Here is a 17,509-nt window from a genome sequence, read left to right as displayed (position 1 = left end):
TCCAGGGTATCGGTTAGTACTTAATCAATATTGGTTCATATCCGCGAAACTTCGTACTGTTCGAATTACAGGCATTTTAACTTGCGATTCGGAGAGCCCATGTCCGCCACCATTCAGTCCATCGAAGCCATCCTGGTCGACATTCCGACCATCCGGCCGCACAAACTGTCGATGACAACCATGGGGGTTCAGACCATGGTCATTGTGCGCCTGAGGGATTCCGATGGTCTCGAGGGGTTGGGTGAGGCCACCACCATCGGCGGCCTGGCCTACGGCCCGGAAAGTCCCGAAAGCGTGAAACTTACCATTGACACCTATTTCAAGCCGCAACTGATTGGGCAACGCGCGGATAACATCAATACCCTGAGGGTAATGTTAAACCGCTCGACCCGCGGCAACAACCTGGCCAAATCCGCCCTTGAAACGGCGTTGCTGGATCTGCAGGGCAAGCGGCTGGGCTGTCCGGTGTCGGATCTGCTTGGCGGCGCCGTGCACCAGCACATACCGGTGCTCTGGACCCTGGCCAGCGGGGATACCGCCAATGATATCGAGGAAGCCCTCGGCCTGATCGAAACCGGGCGCCACTGCGATTTCAAACTCAAGATCGGCTCACGAGCGCTGATGGACGACGTCCGCCATGTGGCTGCCATCAAGGATGCCGTGGGTGAAACCGCCAGTGTGCGTGTTGACGTGAATCAGGCGTGGGACGAGGCCACCGCCGCCAGGGGCATGGCGGAACTGCAGGCGGCCGGTATTGACCTGGTCGAGCAGCCCACACCGATGAAGGACCACGCCGCGCTGGTGCGCCTGTCACGGAAATTCCATCTACCCATCCTGGCCGACGAAGCCGTTGCCGACGCCAGCGATATGTACAACCTGGCCGCCGCCGGTTTCTCGGGCGCTGTTGCGCTCAAGATCGCCAAGGCTGGCGGCCCGGCCCGGGCCCTGGAGCAGGCCGCGGTTGCCCAGGCGGCGGGCATTGGCCTGTACGGGGGCACCCTGCTGGAAGGCACCATCGGCACGGTTGCCGCGTTACACGCTTGGTCCACCCTGGAAACCCTGCACTGGGGCACCGAAATGTTCGGCCCGCTGCTGATGAGGGACGACATTGTGGACAAGCCCATGAACTTCCACGGCAACGGCGTGGACCTGCCACAAGGCCCCGGCCTGGGCGTCACGATCAACGAAGACAAGCTCGCTGAATACAGCCGCAAAGATCAATAACGGAGGAGCGCACATGCTGTTTAAAGTCGAAATGAAGGTCAATCTGCCCACCGATATGCCGGCTGAGGTCGCTGCCGAGATCAAGGCCCGGGAGAAAGCCTACGCACAGGGCCTTCAGGAAAAAGGCAAGTGGCGTCACCTGTGGCGTGTGGCGGGTAGCTACGCGAATGTCAGCATTTTCGACGTTGAGGACAACGCCGAACTGCAGGACCTGATCAGCAATCTTCCGCTGTTCCCCTATATGGACATCACCGTTGCGCCCCTGTGCCGTCATCCGTCCTCCATTCATGAGGACGATCGCTAACGGGGCCTGTTCACCAGATACCGGTGCCAAACGCAGTCCCAGGCACCCATCACAACCTGTTGCTAATTGATTGGAATGTCTTGAGCAACAACAACAAAAGACCGAGGAGACCGACAATGACCGTTAAAACCATGCAAACCGCTGATGTGAAGGAACTGCTGGAGAAAGTAGCCGGCTTCGACAAGGACGGTGGCAATGAGCGCATGAAGAAAATCGTTCATCGCGTCATGCACGATGTTTTCCAGATCGTCGAGGATTTCGATGTCACACCGGAAGAATTCTGGAGCGCCGTCTATTACGTTGGCGAACTGGGAGCGAATGGCGAAGCCGCCCTGCTGGCCCCTGGCCTGGGCATGGACCGTTACCTGGATATCCGTCAGGACGCCGAAGACGAGCAGGCCGGCCTGACCGGCGGCACGCCGCGCACTATCGAAGGCCCGCTGTACGTGGCAGGCGCTCCCATCAGTGAAGGCTTTGCCCGTATGGACGACGGCTCCGACAAGGATGCCGAAGTGATCCTGATCAAGGGCCAGATCACTGACGAAAACGGTGAACCGCTGGCCAACGCCATTGTGGATATCTGGCACGCGGACAGCAAGGGCGCCTATTCCTACTTCGACCAGTCACAGAGCGAGTACAACCTGCGCCGTCGCATCAAGACCGACTCCGAAGGTCGCTATGCTGCCCAGAGCATCATGCCTTCCGGTTACGGTTGCCCGCCTGAGGGCTCTGCGCAACAGCTCCTGAACCAACTGGGTCGTCACGGCCAGCGTCCGGCTCACATTCATTACTTCGTGTCCAAACCGGGGTACAAGCACCTGACCACCCAGGTCAACATCGCCGGTGATGAATACACCTACGACGACTTCGCGTTTGCAACTCGTGAAGAGCTGGTGATGGAAGCCAAGCGTGTGGAGCAGTCCGAAACCGCCGCAAAGCATGGTGTGACCGGTCCGATTACCGAGGTTGAGTTCAATGTGACTCTGGTCGCTACCGACAAGCCCGAGCTGCAGACGCGCCACGCACGTCGTCGCGCCCTGGAAACGGACGCTGCGTAAGTGACACACAAGAACAAGACGGAGTGAACGACATGACCAGTAAACTCGAAAAACTCGCAGACAAGGTGCGCGATGCGGTGATAGCGGATCCGGAAACCGGCCGCTACCAGTGCGATCGCAGCATCTTCACTGACCAGGAACTGTTCGACCTGGAGATGAAGTACATCTTCGAGGGCAACTGGGTCTACCTGGCCCACGAGAGCCAGATCCCGGAGCCGGGTGACTACTTTACGGTGACCGTGGGTCGCCAGCCGGTAGTCATTACCCGCACCAAGGATGGCGAGCTGAAAGCCATCCTCAACACATGCTCGCACCGTGGCGCCACCCTGTGCCGCAAGAAGCGGGGCAACAAGACCTCCTTTACCTGCCCGTTCCACGGCTGGACCTTCCGCAATGACGGTCAGCTTTTGAAGGCGAAGGACCAGAAGAAGGGCGGTTACCCAGAGCAGTTCAACACCGACGGCTCCCACGACCTGAAGCAGATGCCGAAGTTCGGCAACTACCGTGGCTTCCTGTTCGGCAGCCTCAACGCCGATGTGGTTCCTCTCGAGGAGCACCTGGGTGAAACCACCAAGATCATCGACAACATCGTGGATCAGTCGGAAGACGGCCTGGAAATCCTGCGCGGCAGCTCGACCTACACCTACGAAGGCAACTGGAAACTGACCGCGGAAAACGGCGCCGACGGTTACCACGTGGGCACCGTGCACTGGAACTACCTGTCCACCATGGGTCAGCGCAATTACGACAAGGGCGGCACCGAGGCGGTCGACGCCAAGAGCTGGTCGGCCGAAGGCGGCTTCTACTCCTTCGAGAACGGCCACATGATGCTTTGGACCCGCCTGCTGAACCCGGAAGTGCGCCCAATCTTCAGCCAGTTGGAACGTCTGAAGGAAACCTACGGCGAGGCCCGTGCCGACTCCATCGTACGCACCACCAAGAACCTGTGCCTGTACCCGAACGTCTACCTGATGGACCAGTTCTCCACACAGATCCGTGTGACCCGGCCCATCGACGTCAACAAGACGGAAGTGACCATCTATGCCTTTGGTCCGAAGAACGAGCCGGCGGAACTGCGCACCAAGCGTATCCGCCAGTACGAGGACTTCTTCAACGTCTCCGGAATGGGTACACCGGATGATCTGGAAGAGTTCCGCGCCTGCCAGAACGGCTACGAAGCCCGCGACATGCGCTGGAACGACATGAGCCGTGGTGCGGCGCACTGGATCGACGGCCCGGACGAACACGCCAACCAGATCGACATGAAACCCATGATGAGTGGCGCGCGGCCCGACGACGAAGGCCTGTATGTGAACCACCACCAGCATTGGCAGGTGGAGATGACACGCGCGATCGAGGCCGAGCGTGCCCGTTTCATTCCAGTGACTTCAGAGGAGGCGTCCGCATGAGTCTGAGCTATCACGACATCGAGCAATTCATCATTCGCGAGGCGCGCTTCCTGGACGACCGCGAGTGGGACAACTGGCTGGCCTGCTACCACGAGGATGTCACCTACTGGATGCCGGCCTGGGATGACGACGATGAGCTGACCGAAGATCCGCAAAGCGAGATCTCACTCATCTACTACCCCAACAAGGAAGGCCTGGAAGACCGGATCTACCGGATCAAGACCGAGCGTTCCGGTGCCAGCTCCATGCCGGAGCCACGCACCACCCACTTCACCAGCAACCTGGAGATCCTGTCCCAGGACGACAGTGAAATAAAGCTGCGGTTTAACTGGCTGACCAAGGCCTACCGCTACAAGAAATCGGCCGAATTCTTCGGAACTTCCTTCTACACCCTGGACATCACCGGCGAGCAGCCGCTGATCCGCGAGAAGCGACTGGTTCTGAACAACGATTGCATCAATCAGGTGCTGGACGTTTACCACCTGTAATTGATGGGGAGAGCATCATCATGAGTTACAACATCGCGCTTAACTTTGAAGACGGCGTTACCCGTTTTGTGTCCTGCAACGAAGGCGAAACGGTTCTCGATGCCGCCTACCGTGCGCAGATCAATCTGCCCATGGACTGCTCCGATGGCGTCTGCGGCACCTGCAAGGGTGCCTGCCGTCAGGGCGAGTTCGACATGGGTGAGGAATACATTGACGAAGCGCTGTCTGACGAGGAAGCCGAGCAGGGCATGGTGCTGACCTGCCAGATGGTGCCCTCCAGCGATTGCGTGGTGGAAGTGCCTGTTGCTTCCACCATGTGCAAGACCGGCAATGCCGAGGTCACCGGTACCGTGGCCGAGGTGAACCTGATCTCGCCCACGTCGATCGAACTGAAGATCACTGCGGATGACGACATCGTCTTCCTGCCGGGGCAGTACGTGAATATCCAGGTGCCAGGCACCGAGGAGACCCGCGCCTACTCCTTCAGCTCGAAACCCGGCAGCCGCGATCTCAGTTTCCTGATCCGCAATGTGTCGGGCGGGCTGATGAGCTCCTGGCTGGTGGGTAAGGCCCGTACCGGTGACAAGGTGACCCTGACCGGCCCCATGGGCAGCTTCTACCTGCGCCCGATCGAGCGTCCGATACTGATGTTGGCGGGCGGCACCGGCCTGGCGCCGTTTCTGGCGAAGCTGGAACACATGAAGGCCAATGGCTGCGACTTGCCGACCCATCTGGTCTACGGCGTCAGTAACGAAGATGACCTGGTGTGCCTGGACATCCTGGACCGTTTCACCCAGGAGCTGGACAACTTCAGCTACGTCACCTGTGTGTCCGGTGAGGAGAGCGATCATCCGCGTAAGGGTTATGTGACCCAGCATATGGATGAAGCGCCCCTGAACGAAGGCGATGTGGACGTCTATCTGTGTGGGCCGCCGCCGATGGTGGACTCCGTACTCGGGTTCTTCCGCGAGAAGGGCATTGAGCCGAACTCGTTCCATTATGAGAAGTTCACGCCCAGCGTGCCGGCGGCCAGGGAGAAGGTCGCATGAAAGACCGCTTCACCGACAAGGTCATGGTGATTACCGGCGCCGCCCAGGGTATCGGCAAGCGTGTCGCCGAGCTGGCGGCCGCCGAAGGCGCCAGGCTACTGCTGGTCGATATTGCGGATTACGTTCAGGGCGTTGCCGCGGAGCTGCGTGACCAGGGGGCCGAGGCTGTCGCGGTCCAGGCCAACCTGGAAACCTGGGCCGGCGCCGAAACCATCATGGCGGAAGCGCAAAAGCAGTTCGGCCGCATCGATATCCTGATCAACAACGTGGGCGGCACCATCTGGGCGCAGCCGTTCGATCATTACACCCCGGAGCAGATCGAAAAGGAAATTCAGCGCTCGCTGTTTACCACAATGTGGTGTTGTCGCGCGGTGCTGCCCTACATGCTGGAGCAGAAGGGCGGGGTGATTGTGAACGTGTCGTCGGTGGCAACGCGGGGCTTGATGCGCGTGCCTTATGGCGCGGCCAAGGGCGGCGTCAACGCCATGACAGTGAACATGGCCTACGAGTACGCTTCCCACAATATCCGCGTGAATGCTGCCGCGCCCGGTGGGACCGAAGCGCCCCCACGGCTGACCCCCCGCAATACCAAAGAGCAGAGCAAGCAGGAAAAGGCGTGGTACCAGACGTTGATCGATCAGACCACGGACAACAGTTTTATGCACCGTTACGGGACGCTTGATGAACAAGCCGAACCAATCCTGTTTCTGGCTTCGGATGCTGCCAGCTATATTACCGGGACGATCATTCCTGTTGCGGGGGGCGATTTGGGGTAGACCGGAGGTTGATGCGACCCAGGGTAGACAGTCAGTCATACCCTCCTTGGCCCCGGTGCTCTTGCGCGCGGGGCCTTTTTTCATGAATCGAACCTATAACAAGCACTAACGGATTCACGTTTATGTCGAAATTTTTCAAAGACCTTTCCCTGCCGGCCATTGTTGCCGGTTTTCTGGCCGTTCTGGTGTCCTACTCGGGGCCATTGGCCATCTTTTTCCAGGCGGGGGCCAGCGCGGGTATCTCCACGGAGATGATGACCTCCTGGGTCTGGGCGATCTCCATGGGCGCGGCGATATCCGGCATTGTCCTGTCTATCTGGTTGAAAGCACCGGTCGTTACCGCCTGGTCGGCCCCCGGTACGGCACTGCTGGTGGCCCTGTTTCCGGAGCTGTCCCTGAATGAGGCCATAGGGGCCTACATCACAGCCGCCATCATTATCTTCATCATTGGTGTGTCCGGGACCTTCGATACGTTTGTTCGTGCCATTCCCAAAGGCATCGCCGCCGGTATGATGGCGGGTATCCTGTTCCAGTTTGGGGTGGGTGCCTTCACCGCCATTGAAACCACACCGGCGCTGGCCATCGGTATGCTGGTTTCCTATGTGGTCTTCCGCCGCCTGTTTCCCAAGTACACCCTGGTGCTGCTGTTGGTTGCTGGTGTGGTGCTGGCGGTTGTCCTGGAGGGTGCGTCACTGTCCGGGGTGCGCTGGAGTATTGCGGTTCCACAATTCATCCAGCCCGAATGGACCCTGGGTTCAACCCTGAGCCTGGCCATTCCATTGGTGCTGGTGAGCCTCACCGGGCAGTTCCTGCCGGGCATGGCCATACTTCAAGGGGCGGGGTACCCGGTCAAGGCCAAACCGATCATTGGCGTCACCAGTCTGGTGTCGTTGCCCATGGCGTTTTTCGGCGGTATCACCACGGTGGTGGCGGCGATTACGGCGGCCATCTGCACGGGTAAGGACGCCCATGAAGACCCGTCCCGCCGTTATATCGCGGGTGTATTTAATGGGGTGTTCTACCTGGTGGGTGGGCTGTTTGCCGGCACCATTGTTAGTCTGTTCACCTCGCTGCCGGCCGCGTTTGTGGCCGTGCTTGCGGGTTTGGCGTTGCTGGGGGCCATTGCGGGCAATCTGTTCTCAGCGCTGGAAGAGGGTAGCCACCGGGAAGCGTCGCTGATCACCTTTATTGTCACCGCCTCCGGCATGTCGTTGTTCGGGCTGTCGTCGGCTTTCTGGGGCGTTGTTATCGGCTATGGTTGTTATCTGGTGTTGAACGGCAGCGCTGGCAGAAAATGATCGGCTGATGGGGTAGGCTGTTGGTTTATTCATTTTTACAGATTGAGTGACCATGACTGAACAGACCGATCAGCCATTCCGCTTCCGTTTCCGCGTCCGCTACGGCGAATGCGACGCCCAGAGCGTTGTGTTCAATGCCCGCTACGCGGACTACGTGGATATCTCCGTCAACGAATACATCCGCACCCTGTTCGGTGATTACCAGGCCCTGCTGGATCAGGATCTCGACATCCAGGTGGTGAGCCTGACAGTGAACTACCGGGCACCGGCGCGGTTTGATGATGTGCTGGAGGCGCGGATCAGGGTTGGGCGTTTGGGGAATACCTCGTTCACCCTGCATCTGGAGTTTGTACGCTTCGGTGATGAACAACGGGTCGCCGAGGCTGACATTACGTATGTGCTGATCCAGCCCTCGGAGATGGCAAAGACGCCGATACCGGCGCATATCCGGGAAAAGCTTGAGGTGGGAGCCCCCGGCGTGCTCATCAGTCACGCCGGGGAATAGCTATTGTCAGGAGGGCGTTCAGCCTTGCTGAAGCGTCTGCACCACTGCCTTGGCAGCGCCTTCGGAGGAGGCCGGGTTCTGGCCGGTGATCAGTTTGCCGTCCACCACGATGTGCGGTGCCCAGTCGTCACCCTTGGTGTAGGTGGCGGTGTTTTCCTTCAGCATGTCTTCGAGCAGGAAGGGCACAACGCTGCTCAGGCCCACAGCTTCCTCTTCGCTGTTGCTGAAGCCCGTCACTTCGCGGCCGCCCACGATGTTCTGTCCGGGCTTGATTTCCACATTCTTGAACACGGCCGGTGCGTGGCACACGGCACCGATGACCTTATCCTGCTCATGGGCGGTCTTGATCAGGGCCAGGGACTTGTCGTTGTTCACCAGGTCCCACAGCGGGCCATGGCCGCCGGGGTAGAACAGGGCGTCGTAGTCGTTCATGTCCACATCCGCCAGTTTCTTGGTGCTGGCGAGGGCTTCCTTGGCGTGGGCATCCTGCTGGAAGCGCCGGGTGGTGTCGGTCAGGGCATCGTCAGCTTCGCTGTTGGGGTCAACCGGCGGCTGGCCGCCTTTCGGGGAGGCGATAGTGATGTCCGCGCCGGCATCCTTGAACACGTAATAGGGCGCGGTGAACTCCTCCAGCCAGTTTTACACAGGAAAAATTTGGTAAACATTGAAAAATCTGAACCCTAACTCTCCATTTGCCTTAAATAAAGAATTTCAATAAAGAAAGCACACTGAAACAGTTTACAAAAGTGTAAATTGCTGTAAGGTCGGCTAGAAGTTATTTGACTGGATAATTTGTAATGGTCGCCAGGATCGAAATCTGCCAAGCTCAGGGTGGTAGCCAATTCATCATGGTGACCGATGAATTTGGGTTGCCTACCTGCTTCCACCTGAATACTTACCTAGTTTCTCAACTCAGTGAAAAAGCCTTAAATACACAGATCATATACGCGGGTCAATTGGCTTTTGTGTTCCGCCACTTCGAGGTGGCCGGCATTGATCTGCCCGAGCGCATTCGAAGCGGCGAGCTGTTAACACGTGCGGAATACGGTGCATTTGAGCGCGCCTGCCGATTCAAGGCCAAGTCCGAGCAAGCAAAGCATGATCCGGCCAACAAGGTCGTGAATCTGGCGCAATGGAGCAGCAAGCAACTCGACCGTTACTTGCACGCATCCACGGCGGCGGAAGAATACGTCGGCTCAGCAGCCACTAAGGGGCGTCTGCGGCGTTTTCTGGGCTACCTGCGTTGGCTCTACAGTCTCTATCACGGCGATTGTTCACCACCTCAGGATCTGATCCACCGCTTTGTTCAGTTCGAGCATTGGGTGAACGAAGATGCTCGGAAGCTGAGGGACCAGAATCATGTTACAAAGGATCCATATCTGTCTGTCATCCCCGATGACGTTTTTGTCCGTTTGCTGGGCTGCATCGCGCCCGAGGCATCCGATAATCCCTTCAAGGGGTCACGTCGTCGTAATTCATTGATGATATGGATGTTTAATGATACCGGTATGCGCAAGGGAGCGCTGGCCAAGTTGAAGTTGGCCGACGTGGTCGAGGACTGGGAAACTCCCCGCCTGCGGATCAACCGCACCCCGAACGATCCGGACGATCCCCGTAAACGGCGCCCATCGCAAAAAACCAATGCCGGTACCGTCCCCATTTCACATGAACTAATGGCGGCGCTGAGATACTACCGGGATCACATCCGCGCCCATTTCCCAGCCGCCCAACAGCACGATTTCCTATTTGTTTCTGAAAAAGGCAAGACCAAAGGTCAGCCGTTGACCATTAGGGGGATTGATTACCTGTTCGCCGTGCTCTCGGAATCTCTCGGCTTTCACCTGACTGCGCACATACTGCGCCATAAATGGAACGACCTTTTTAGCGAAAAAGGTAAAGCGCTGGGGATCGATCCCGCTGTCCTGGAAGACGTCAGAAAAGTCGCAATGACGTGGTCGGAAAACAGCACCATGGGCTCGGTGTACAACAAAAAGCATCTGGCCGCTTTGGCCAAAAAGATTTCAGCTGCCCGGCAAGACCGGCAATTCCAATCGGAGCAGGATGATGAATAATAATCTCGGGCACGAACCTGAGCCGGAATGGGGCTACATCACCGACCCGACCCTGCTTGAATCTCGCAACGCTAAAAACGCCGTGTTCACCTTCCGGCCGTCCGATGACAACTGGGTGTTGGGAGTCCACAAGTCGGAGAGTTATGACATGCGCTGGTTGCACGACGCCGTTATCGATCCGGCAGACAAGCTGGCTCTGCTCACCCTGCTGGCCGATGCTGCCAACCGAAACGCGCCAGCAACCATACGATCTTACATCCATGCGGTAAGAGCGTGCCTCGATGCGCTGGCAGGCATGGCCTTCCAGCAGCGTTGGCCGCACCTCAGAGTAACTGATCAAAGGGTCCTAGCTGGGCTGTTTCGCCGTGCCAAAACCTTGGGCCTGGTTCGTTTCACAACCCATGCGGCGTTCATTGAGCGCGCAGGCGTCAGCGAGATCCAACGCAAATTTCTCGACCCGGAGAGGGGCGCTTTAACCGACATCGAGAATCAATCCGTCGACCACGCGTTTCGAAGGATCAATGACGAATTGCTTCTGGAATTCGGTGATCGTTTGCGGCTACTAAAGGCCCAAGAGGTCACTTATCTAGGCACGTTGGTGGCGGCCAATCTCAACCGGGCGATCCTGCGCCGGCCCTGCCAGTTGGTCGAAATGAAATGGGCCGATGTTCGGCCCTATGGCGTTGGGTTTGAGCAGGACATTGGGTACCCACAACTGGCCGACGATGAGCGCCTGCACCTGCGTGTATTCCTGGGCAAGCGCGGTGATTTTCGTGGCTATGCCGAGCGCCACAGTCATCCTTTGCAGCCCGCGATGTCGCGGTTGCTGGCCCTGTACCACCATCATTACTGGCAAACGCTATTGGTTCGTCTGGCTGGCCAGGGCATTGAGTTGACCAAAGCCGAACTCGGTGAGCTCTGGCCCAGAACTCCTCTGTTCCCCATGCGAAGCTTGTTCACGACCGCGTTTGGCGATAAAGGCACGCTGTTCAAGGCGCTGTCGGTGCGTAGTCAAGCATTTCACCGCAGCCATGATCGCATGGGAACAAGGTTAAAGACATTCTACAAAAACCAACTGGGGCCACACCTCACAAGTGACCGCCGCCTCCTGGATCCTCAGCAAGGCCAGGTGCTGCCCGTCGGCAACAACCGTTTCCGCCACACGGCCTTAACCAATGGAGCTATGCGTGGCATGTCGACGGTCGAACTGGCCAGCTTGACCGGCGTCAGCGAGGGGGCGGTGGCACATTATGTTGACCTGACCCCCGCCGCTCGGGCGAGCATTGATGCGGCACTCGCTCCCAATCCGACCCTGAACGGTTTTGGTCGTATCTCTGTCACGGAGCTACAGTCGCAACCCGGCTATGCCGCCAAGAACGAGTATGAGCAAGTCATCGGCCTGCTGCGAGCGCCACAGGATTGCACCAGTTGTCCATCTAGGGGAGGAAAGCCGCTGGCCTGTTATCCCTGCCAGAACTTCAAGCCCTTTGTCGATGCCGATCACCACGCGCAATTGGACAAGGCCGAGCGCCGGCTAGCGCTGCAATTCCAAGCCGGTGCCGGGGAAGGCTCGCTCAAACCGTTGCGCACCATCGTCGCCTACATCCGCGCTACCATTCTGGCCTGCCTGGCCTGCGAACAATACCGAGCGCTATCCCCGGAGGCCCAACATGACCTCGCTTGACCCACTGGAAGCCAACCGTAGAGAGCACATTGCGGCCCTGCGGGCTGGGCCGCTCGAAGGCTACCGCAACAACCAGGGCTTACCAGCGACCTTTGACGATGTGGCTTGGCAGTTCACTTGGCCGGATGGGCGCAAGATCAATCTGCTGTTTCACGAGCGGGCCAAAATTCCTGCCCGTCACCTAGGCTTCAGCAACCTCAAACAGGAGCATCGCCTGCCCGATGACCCGCGTCACCTGCTGATGGCCTATGCCATCGACCTCGTTGCCAGCAAATTAGCCATGTCCAACAAGGCCAACTTGGTCGCGCAGGCCAAGGCGCTGCTGCGCCCGGCCATCCATACCCTGACCCAGACGGAGCTGGAGAGGGTGGTTGCCGGGCTGAGCTTTGATATTGCTTCACAAGTCCGATATGTCTTCAACTGGTTGCAGAACCACCGGTTTGTCTCGGCCACGCTGAATTATCCCACACTGAGCAAAAGCGACTGTACCGAGCGCTACTATCGGGCTGAGAGATCCCGCAAAAAAAAACCGGAAGACAAGGTGCTGTTGGCGCTGGGAGCCATTTTCTATGAGGCGATCCCACCGGATGAGCGCCAGTGGGACTTTTCCCCGTCCACCTCACAGCGTGACGCCATGGTCACCACTCTGGCCGCGCTGGCGATGGCTTCCCCCAACCGGGTGGCGGCCGAGATCCCGGCCCTCGCCAACCAGCCTCTCCAGTCTTCCGTCGATACGGCCAGCGGCCAGCGCGTACACTGGCTGGACTGGCCGGGCTCTAAGGGCTACAAGGACAACCGTAACCATCTGCTGGCCAACCTGATCGATCCGTTGCAACGAGGATTGGCGTACTGTCGTCAGGCTACTGAGCCGGCCCGAGTGCTGGCCCGCTTTTATCAGACGCCCAGGCAGTCTCTGCGCCAGTTGCTGGGCGAGTTCACCCCTGAGCCGGAAAGGTTGATCCGCACCGAGGCCAATCTGGATGATCCGACCCACCTGCTGCAATTGGGCTATCTTTTAGGGTTTTACCCACTGGAGGCAACGGTGGCGGTGGACAAGGGCACGACCAACGCTGCAAGAATGCTTGGCCCCCCTGGCCATGCGCAATTGACAAGAGCGCACTGGCGCAAATCGATCTACGCATTAAAGCCGCAGGACAGGGTGATACTGACCTCAAAGGCCTCTATTGAACTATTCGGCACCCAACTCACGACGGAAATGATTGCCACAATCTGGCCGAATCGGCAATCAGGACCCGGCAAACGCCCGCACGTCACGGTCTCGGCGTTGCAGGCCGGTTGGCTGGCCCACATCCACAAGGTTCACCCCGGCTTTCCCCGCGCATATGCCAGCGGCAATAACTGGGTCAACGCCTACCAGGCGTTGTTCATCTACCGGGGGCCACAACTGCTGAGTGGCAACAGTACCTATCCAGGCCAGAGGAGCTTTTACGGCCTGATCATGGGGAAATCCTTGGCTCAGATTTTCGCCCTCGACATCAACCCTGGTCAGGCAAGCCGCACGATCTTTGGTCGGCACGGCTTCGCTGACGACTTTGCTATTCGGCCTCACCAGTTTCGCCACTGGCTAAATGACGAAGGCGAGCGGGCCGGACTGAGCCATCAGATGGTTAATTTGTGGTCTGGGCGTCGGTCACCGGAGCAGATCCTCTACTACCTGCACAGCAGCGAGGACGAGCGCGCCAGCGCCATTCAGGACATTTGGGAGCGTAAGCCGGATGAGGCCTCTAAGAAAGCGGAGTCAGACCCGACGGTACAGCCGATCCGGGTGTACACCATGCAGGAACACGAGCGCTTGTCGGGCTTGCGCAATGGCGCCGCCTCCGTCACGGCGGTCGGCTTTTGCCAGCAGGATCTGGTGGTCGAACCCTGTCGATACCTAAATGACTTTGAACTCCAGTGCACCCTGTGCGCCGAGGCTTGTCACGTAAAGGGCGATGACCAGGCGCTCAAGCTGTTGCGGTACGATCTGACGGTGCAGCAGCGACGCCTGCAGACGATCCAGGACGCCGGCAACTTTGCCAACAGCAAGCACATGCAGATGTGGTTCAAAACGCACCAGGGGAATACCGAGCTCCTGCAGCAACTGATTGACTTGTTGCAAGATCCCAGCATCCGAGACGGCTCAGTGATCCGGGTGGTCCTGTCCAAGGCCGAATTCCGCATCACCGATCTGGCCACCAAGGTCGTGACGATTCGTAAGCTCGCACTGCCCGACCGGGACGGTGCCCTGCAACAGGCGCTGGAACAAAACACTCCGCCGCCCGAGCAAGACGACTTTCTGAGCGATTTCTTAAACCACTTTGGGGGAGAGGCTTAATGGCAGCACATTCGTCGTTTACCTCCGGACAAATCGACCAGATCGTGCGGATGGTTGATACCTGGCTGGGCAAGCTCACCTGGGCCTTACTGGTCGAAAGGATCGCTACCGAACTGGAGCTGCAGACCACGCGCCAAACGCTGGATAAGTATCCCAGTATCAAGCGGGCTTACAAACGAGCCAAAGCGCGCCTGCGCGTAGAGGGCCCTCTTGAGGCCAAGTTTGTCAATTTTACCCAGCAGGATCTTGATAGTTTCAAGCGCATTGAGTCGCTCGAAAAGGAGGTAGATTCGTGGAAACGTCAGGCGCGCGTATTGCAAGAATTCCTTAACAAACTCATGAAGGCAAGCAGCAGTAACAAAGCTTTGCTGGATACATTGGAAAGTTTAGCGAAACAGCACAGGAAACAAGAGCACCAACGCCATGGCTAATGGACAAGAAAAAGCACGCCAGAATCTCACATCGTTCCAGAGCTGGGTGGCCACCCAAACCGATGACGATTTCACGCAAATCGTTCACCGAGGCCAGTTAAACCGGGGCGAGGTGGCCAAGGCTATCGGCATCGGCAAAAGCGCGTTGCGACAGAATCCAGCCATCAAGGAAGCCCTGGAGGCACTGGAGCAGTGCCTGCGGGATCGGGGTGTGCTACCGCCACTAACCGACATCGCGCAAAGTCGAAGAGCCGAACCAAAGCCGTATGACGCTAGTGTGAATAAACAGACGATGGAAACCAGGCGACTTTCAGCGTTGGAGCAAGAAAATATCGAGCTGAAAGCTCGCGTGGCAACCCTCGAAGGCAAGCTCAGACGCTACGGCGAGCTGTCGGAGGTTCTCACTGAGTTCGGAGTGGCTCCCGATGCCTGACACGCTGCACGAAGAATACTTCCGTGTCACGAGTTGCCAGCATTACGGCTCGAAATACACGATCTTCACAGGCGTGCCTCTCAAGGCTGACAGCTATAGCATCAACTCGGGTAAGTACATCGTCTCGATCCAGTGCGAGAATCACTCCTTGCCTATAAAGCCCTCTGTTGGCAAACAATGGCGGGTGAGAGGTATACGGGCTCTGGAGAGCATTCAGGCAGGCGATTACGCCCTACAACAGCACCTCTATGACGCTCCGGCTGAGATGGAGTGTACTTTGCCCGAAACGGGCGAGGCGATAATCCGCTTCATCGCCACAGAGAAAGACTTCATTGGCATTGGCGAGGCTAAGGCTAGAGCCCTCTGGGAAACCTTTGGCGGTGATCTGCATGACGTTCTCAAGTCTGACACCCCTGAGCACAGGGAGCGCCTCAGAGGCGTTCTGAGCGAGGTCTCGGTCGATGCGCTCTACAACGGGTACGCCAAATACCGAAACCTTCCGCACGCTAACTGGCTGGCCTCTCTTGACGTGCCGCTGCGTATTCAGCAACGCATCTTGAAACACCACGACGAACGCACCGTCGATGTCCTAAAGAGCGATCCTTATGCGTTACTTGGTTTTGGGATGCCGTTTTCCGACATCGATACCATTGCCGAGAGGATGGGTTTCGAAAAATCGGCTCCGGTGCGGCTAGCCGCGGCACTCGAAAGCGCCTTACGCAAACAGGTTGGAAAGGGACACACCTACGCCACGCACCAGACGCTCAAGCCCGAAGTCGGTAAGTTCCTGGGCGATAAAGAGCTAGTAGCTGAGGCCTTTGCTCACGGCCACCGCAATGGCCAGTTTGTGCTCAGGCCAGAGACCGGCACCTACCACCCGACTGCCCAGGTAATGATGGAGTCGGTCGTCGCCAAGCGCCTCCGAAAACTGGCTCTCCAGACAGATCTATATGATCAGGAGGCCGACCGCGCCTGCATGGCATCCGTAGCCGAGGTGCCTTACGAACTGACCCAGCGCCAAGCGCAGGCCGTTCTAACCTCATTGGATAATGCGGTCAGTTGCATCACCGGCGGTGCCGGAACGGGCAAAACCGCTGTGCTGCGCACCGCGCTTCGCGCCCTCAACACCCTCGGGTACGAAATCCACGCCGTGGCCCTTTCAGGTCGCGCGGCCATGCGCCTGCACGAGTCCATTGGGTTTTTGACCCGGACCATTGCGGGGCTGCTAAGGCAGGAGCCCATCGAACCCACCGCTGATCAACCGCTGCATCTGCTGGTAATCGATGAATCCAGCATGCTCGACCTACCAACCATGTACCGTCTGGTTACCCACATCAGCCCGGATGTCCGGATAATTTTCACCGGCGACCCTGATCAGTTGCCGCCCATTGGTTGCGGAAAGGTTCTATCGGACATCGTCGCCTCAGGCCTGATTGCCAACACGACTCTGGATATTGTGAAGCGCCAGGAAGGTTCAACGGGCATCCCTGAATATTCGAAAATGATCAACCAGGGAATCGTTCCGGAGAAATTGTCAGCGGGGGCTGTTTATTTCCACGAGACGCCCCGCCACAAGGTTGCCGAGCAATGTGCTGCGTTGTTTACTGAAGCGCCGGAGGGTAGCCGCATTTTGGGCGCAACCAAAGCATTGGTTTCTGACATCAACCAGCGCGTGCAGAAAGCGGTGAATCCAGGCGGCAAGCGCATGGAGTTTGAGCTGCAGGGTGACCGCTTTTTCCGGGAAATCTGTCAGGGTGACTCAGTTTTGTTTACTCAGAATAATTACGATGCGGGTATCCAGAATGGCTCGCTGGGAACATTGATTTCGTCCGAAGCTACAGAAGAATCTTTTGGCATAGTTCAGTTGGATACCGGCACTGAGGTCTTGTTAACCCAGGCTATACAGGAATCGATGGAGCTTGGTTATTGCATCACGCTTCATAAAGCTCAGGGGTCGCAGTTTCCACGGGTGATCATTGGCCTGCAGCAAGGCCGTATTGTGGACAGAGCATGGCTTTATACCGCGATTACCCGTGCCGAATCGGAAGTGCATATCGTTGGTACAGCGAGTGAGCTAACAGCCATTACCCAGGCGCCCAGTTTGGCGCACCAGAGGCTGAGTTACCTGGAGCAATTGTTGTCCGAGAAGAAAAGCCCCTAACATAGCTAAAAAATGTAAGGAATAACAACAATTGGACTGAGATCTCAGTGATTGCGAAAATTTGTCACGCTTCGTGATTAAGATTTTTTCAATTAATACTGGTCGATCCAATAAATTTGAAAATCAGAAGCTTAGCCCATCGATCAAGCCTTTGCCACGTGGTCATTTGACCTCTGCGATCTTTGCCATCAGTAGTACTGGGGCTTCGCCGGGAACCTGTTTTTTGGACCATATCAGCCACTGGGCTGGGAAGGGTACAACGTAAGCTCACACATTATG

15 protein-coding genes and 1 pseudogene are annotated in these 17,509 nt (G+C 57.7%); 15 read left to right on the top strand and 1 reads right to left on the bottom strand.

Annotated elements, in window-relative coordinates; all coding sequences use genetic code 11:
- Positions 1–99 precede the first annotated feature (99 nt).
- The 9 genes from NLU14_RS11605 (at position 100) to NLU14_RS11565 (ending at position 8,111) form a co-directional block, all read left to right on the top strand.
- Positions 100–1,224 (top strand): muconate/chloromuconate family cycloisomerase, encoded by a 1,125-nt coding sequence (locus tag NLU14_RS11605; RefSeq protein WP_275706634.1) that lies wholly within the window; start codon positions 100–102, stop codon positions 1,222–1,224.
- A gap of 13 nt (positions 1,225–1,237) precedes the next feature.
- The gene (catC, locus tag NLU14_RS11600; RefSeq protein ID WP_275706633.1) at positions 1,238–1,528 is read left to right on the top strand and encodes a muconolactone Delta-isomerase; all 291 of its coding nucleotides are present in this window, start codon (positions 1,238–1,240) and stop codon (positions 1,526–1,528) included.
- 116 nt (positions 1,529–1,644) lie between these two features.
- Positions 1,645–2,586: a catechol 1,2-dioxygenase gene (catA, locus tag NLU14_RS11595; protein WP_275706631.1), complete on the top strand. Its 942-nt coding sequence runs from the start codon at positions 1,645–1,647 to the stop codon at positions 2,584–2,586.
- A 32-nt stretch (positions 2,587–2,618) separates the two neighbouring features.
- Positions 2,619–3,995: a Rieske 2Fe-2S domain-containing protein gene (locus NLU14_RS11590; protein ID WP_275706629.1), complete on the top strand. Its 1,377-nt coding sequence runs from the start codon at positions 2,619–2,621 to the stop codon at positions 3,993–3,995.
- Positions 3,992–4,483, top strand: a complete 492-nt coding sequence (gene benB, locus NLU14_RS11585) for a benzoate 1,2-dioxygenase small subunit (RefSeq protein ID WP_275706627.1) — start codon at positions 3,992–3,994, stop codon at positions 4,481–4,483. The genes NLU14_RS11590 and benB overlap by 4 nt, the downstream gene beginning before the upstream one ends.
- A 20-nt stretch (positions 4,484–4,503) precedes the next feature.
- Entirely contained in the window at positions 4,504–5,532 is a 1,029-nt protein-coding gene (gene benC, locus NLU14_RS11580) for a benzoate 1,2-dioxygenase electron transfer component BenC (protein ID WP_275706624.1), read from the top strand.
- On the top strand, positions 5,529–6,308 hold the full coding sequence (benD, locus tag NLU14_RS11575) for a benzoate diol dehydrogenase BenD (protein ID WP_275706622.1): 780 nt from the start codon (positions 5,529–5,531) through the stop codon (positions 6,306–6,308). The genes benC and benD overlap by 4 nt, the downstream gene beginning before the upstream one ends.
- Positions 6,309–6,430: 122 nt before the next feature.
- Complete coding sequence (locus NLU14_RS11570; protein WP_275706620.1) at positions 6,431–7,606, top strand: benzoate/H(+) symporter BenE family transporter; 1,176 nt, start codon at positions 6,431–6,433, stop codon at positions 7,604–7,606.
- A 52-nt stretch (positions 7,607–7,658) separates the two neighbouring features.
- Positions 7,659–8,111, top strand: coding sequence for an acyl-CoA thioesterase (locus NLU14_RS11565; RefSeq protein WP_275706618.1), 453 nt, complete (start codon positions 7,659–7,661; stop codon positions 8,109–8,111).
- Between the two features lie 18 nt (positions 8,112–8,129).
- On the opposite strand, the pseudogene NLU14_RS11560 reads toward NLU14_RS11565, so the two are convergent.
- Positions 8,130–8,747 (bottom strand): annotated as a pseudogene (locus tag NLU14_RS11560) (type 1 glutamine amidotransferase domain-containing protein); the annotation flags it as partial.
- Between the two features lie 161 nt (positions 8,748–8,908).
- On the opposite strand from NLU14_RS11560, the gene NLU14_RS11555 reads away from it, so the two are divergent.
- Genes NLU14_RS11555 through NLU14_RS11530 form a run of 6 tightly spaced genes read left to right on the top strand, consistent with a single transcriptional unit; the run spans position 8,909 to position 17,230 of the window.
- Positions 8,909–10,183: a tyrosine-type recombinase/integrase gene (locus NLU14_RS11555; RefSeq protein ID WP_275706616.1), complete on the top strand. Its 1,275-nt coding sequence runs from the start codon at positions 8,909–8,911 to the stop codon at positions 10,181–10,183.
- Positions 10,173–11,867 (top strand): hypothetical protein, encoded by a 1,695-nt coding sequence (locus NLU14_RS11550; protein WP_275706614.1) that lies wholly within the window; start codon positions 10,173–10,175, stop codon positions 11,865–11,867. The genes NLU14_RS11555 and NLU14_RS11550 overlap by 11 nt, the downstream gene beginning before the upstream one ends.
- The gene (locus NLU14_RS11545; protein ID WP_275706612.1) at positions 11,854–14,205 is read left to right on the top strand and encodes a hypothetical protein; all 2,352 of its coding nucleotides are present in this window, start codon (positions 11,854–11,856) and stop codon (positions 14,203–14,205) included. The genes NLU14_RS11550 and NLU14_RS11545 overlap by 14 nt, the downstream gene beginning before the upstream one ends.
- Positions 14,205–14,636: a hypothetical protein gene (locus NLU14_RS11540; protein WP_275706610.1), complete on the top strand. Its 432-nt coding sequence runs from the start codon at positions 14,205–14,207 to the stop codon at positions 14,634–14,636. Before NLU14_RS11545 ends, NLU14_RS11540 begins: the two co-directional genes overlap by 1 nt.
- Entirely contained in the window at positions 14,629–15,069 is a 441-nt protein-coding gene (locus tag NLU14_RS11535; RefSeq protein WP_275706608.1) for a VPA1267 family protein, read from the top strand. The genes NLU14_RS11540 and NLU14_RS11535 overlap by 8 nt, the downstream gene beginning before the upstream one ends.
- Positions 15,062–17,230, top strand: a complete 2,169-nt coding sequence (locus NLU14_RS11530; protein WP_275706606.1) for an AAA family ATPase — start codon at positions 15,062–15,064, stop codon at positions 17,228–17,230. Before NLU14_RS11535 ends, NLU14_RS11530 begins: the two co-directional genes overlap by 8 nt.
- The last annotated feature ends 279 nt before the right edge of the window (positions 17,231–17,509 follow it).

The sequence above is a fragment of the Marinobacter iranensis genome (assembly GCF_029207565.1).
Classification (GTDB): domain Bacteria; phylum Pseudomonadota; class Gammaproteobacteria; order Pseudomonadales; family Oleiphilaceae; genus Marinobacter; species Marinobacter iranensis.
Note: the sequence above shows the minus strand (reverse complement) of the source record. Positions and strands in the feature narration are given on the sequence as shown.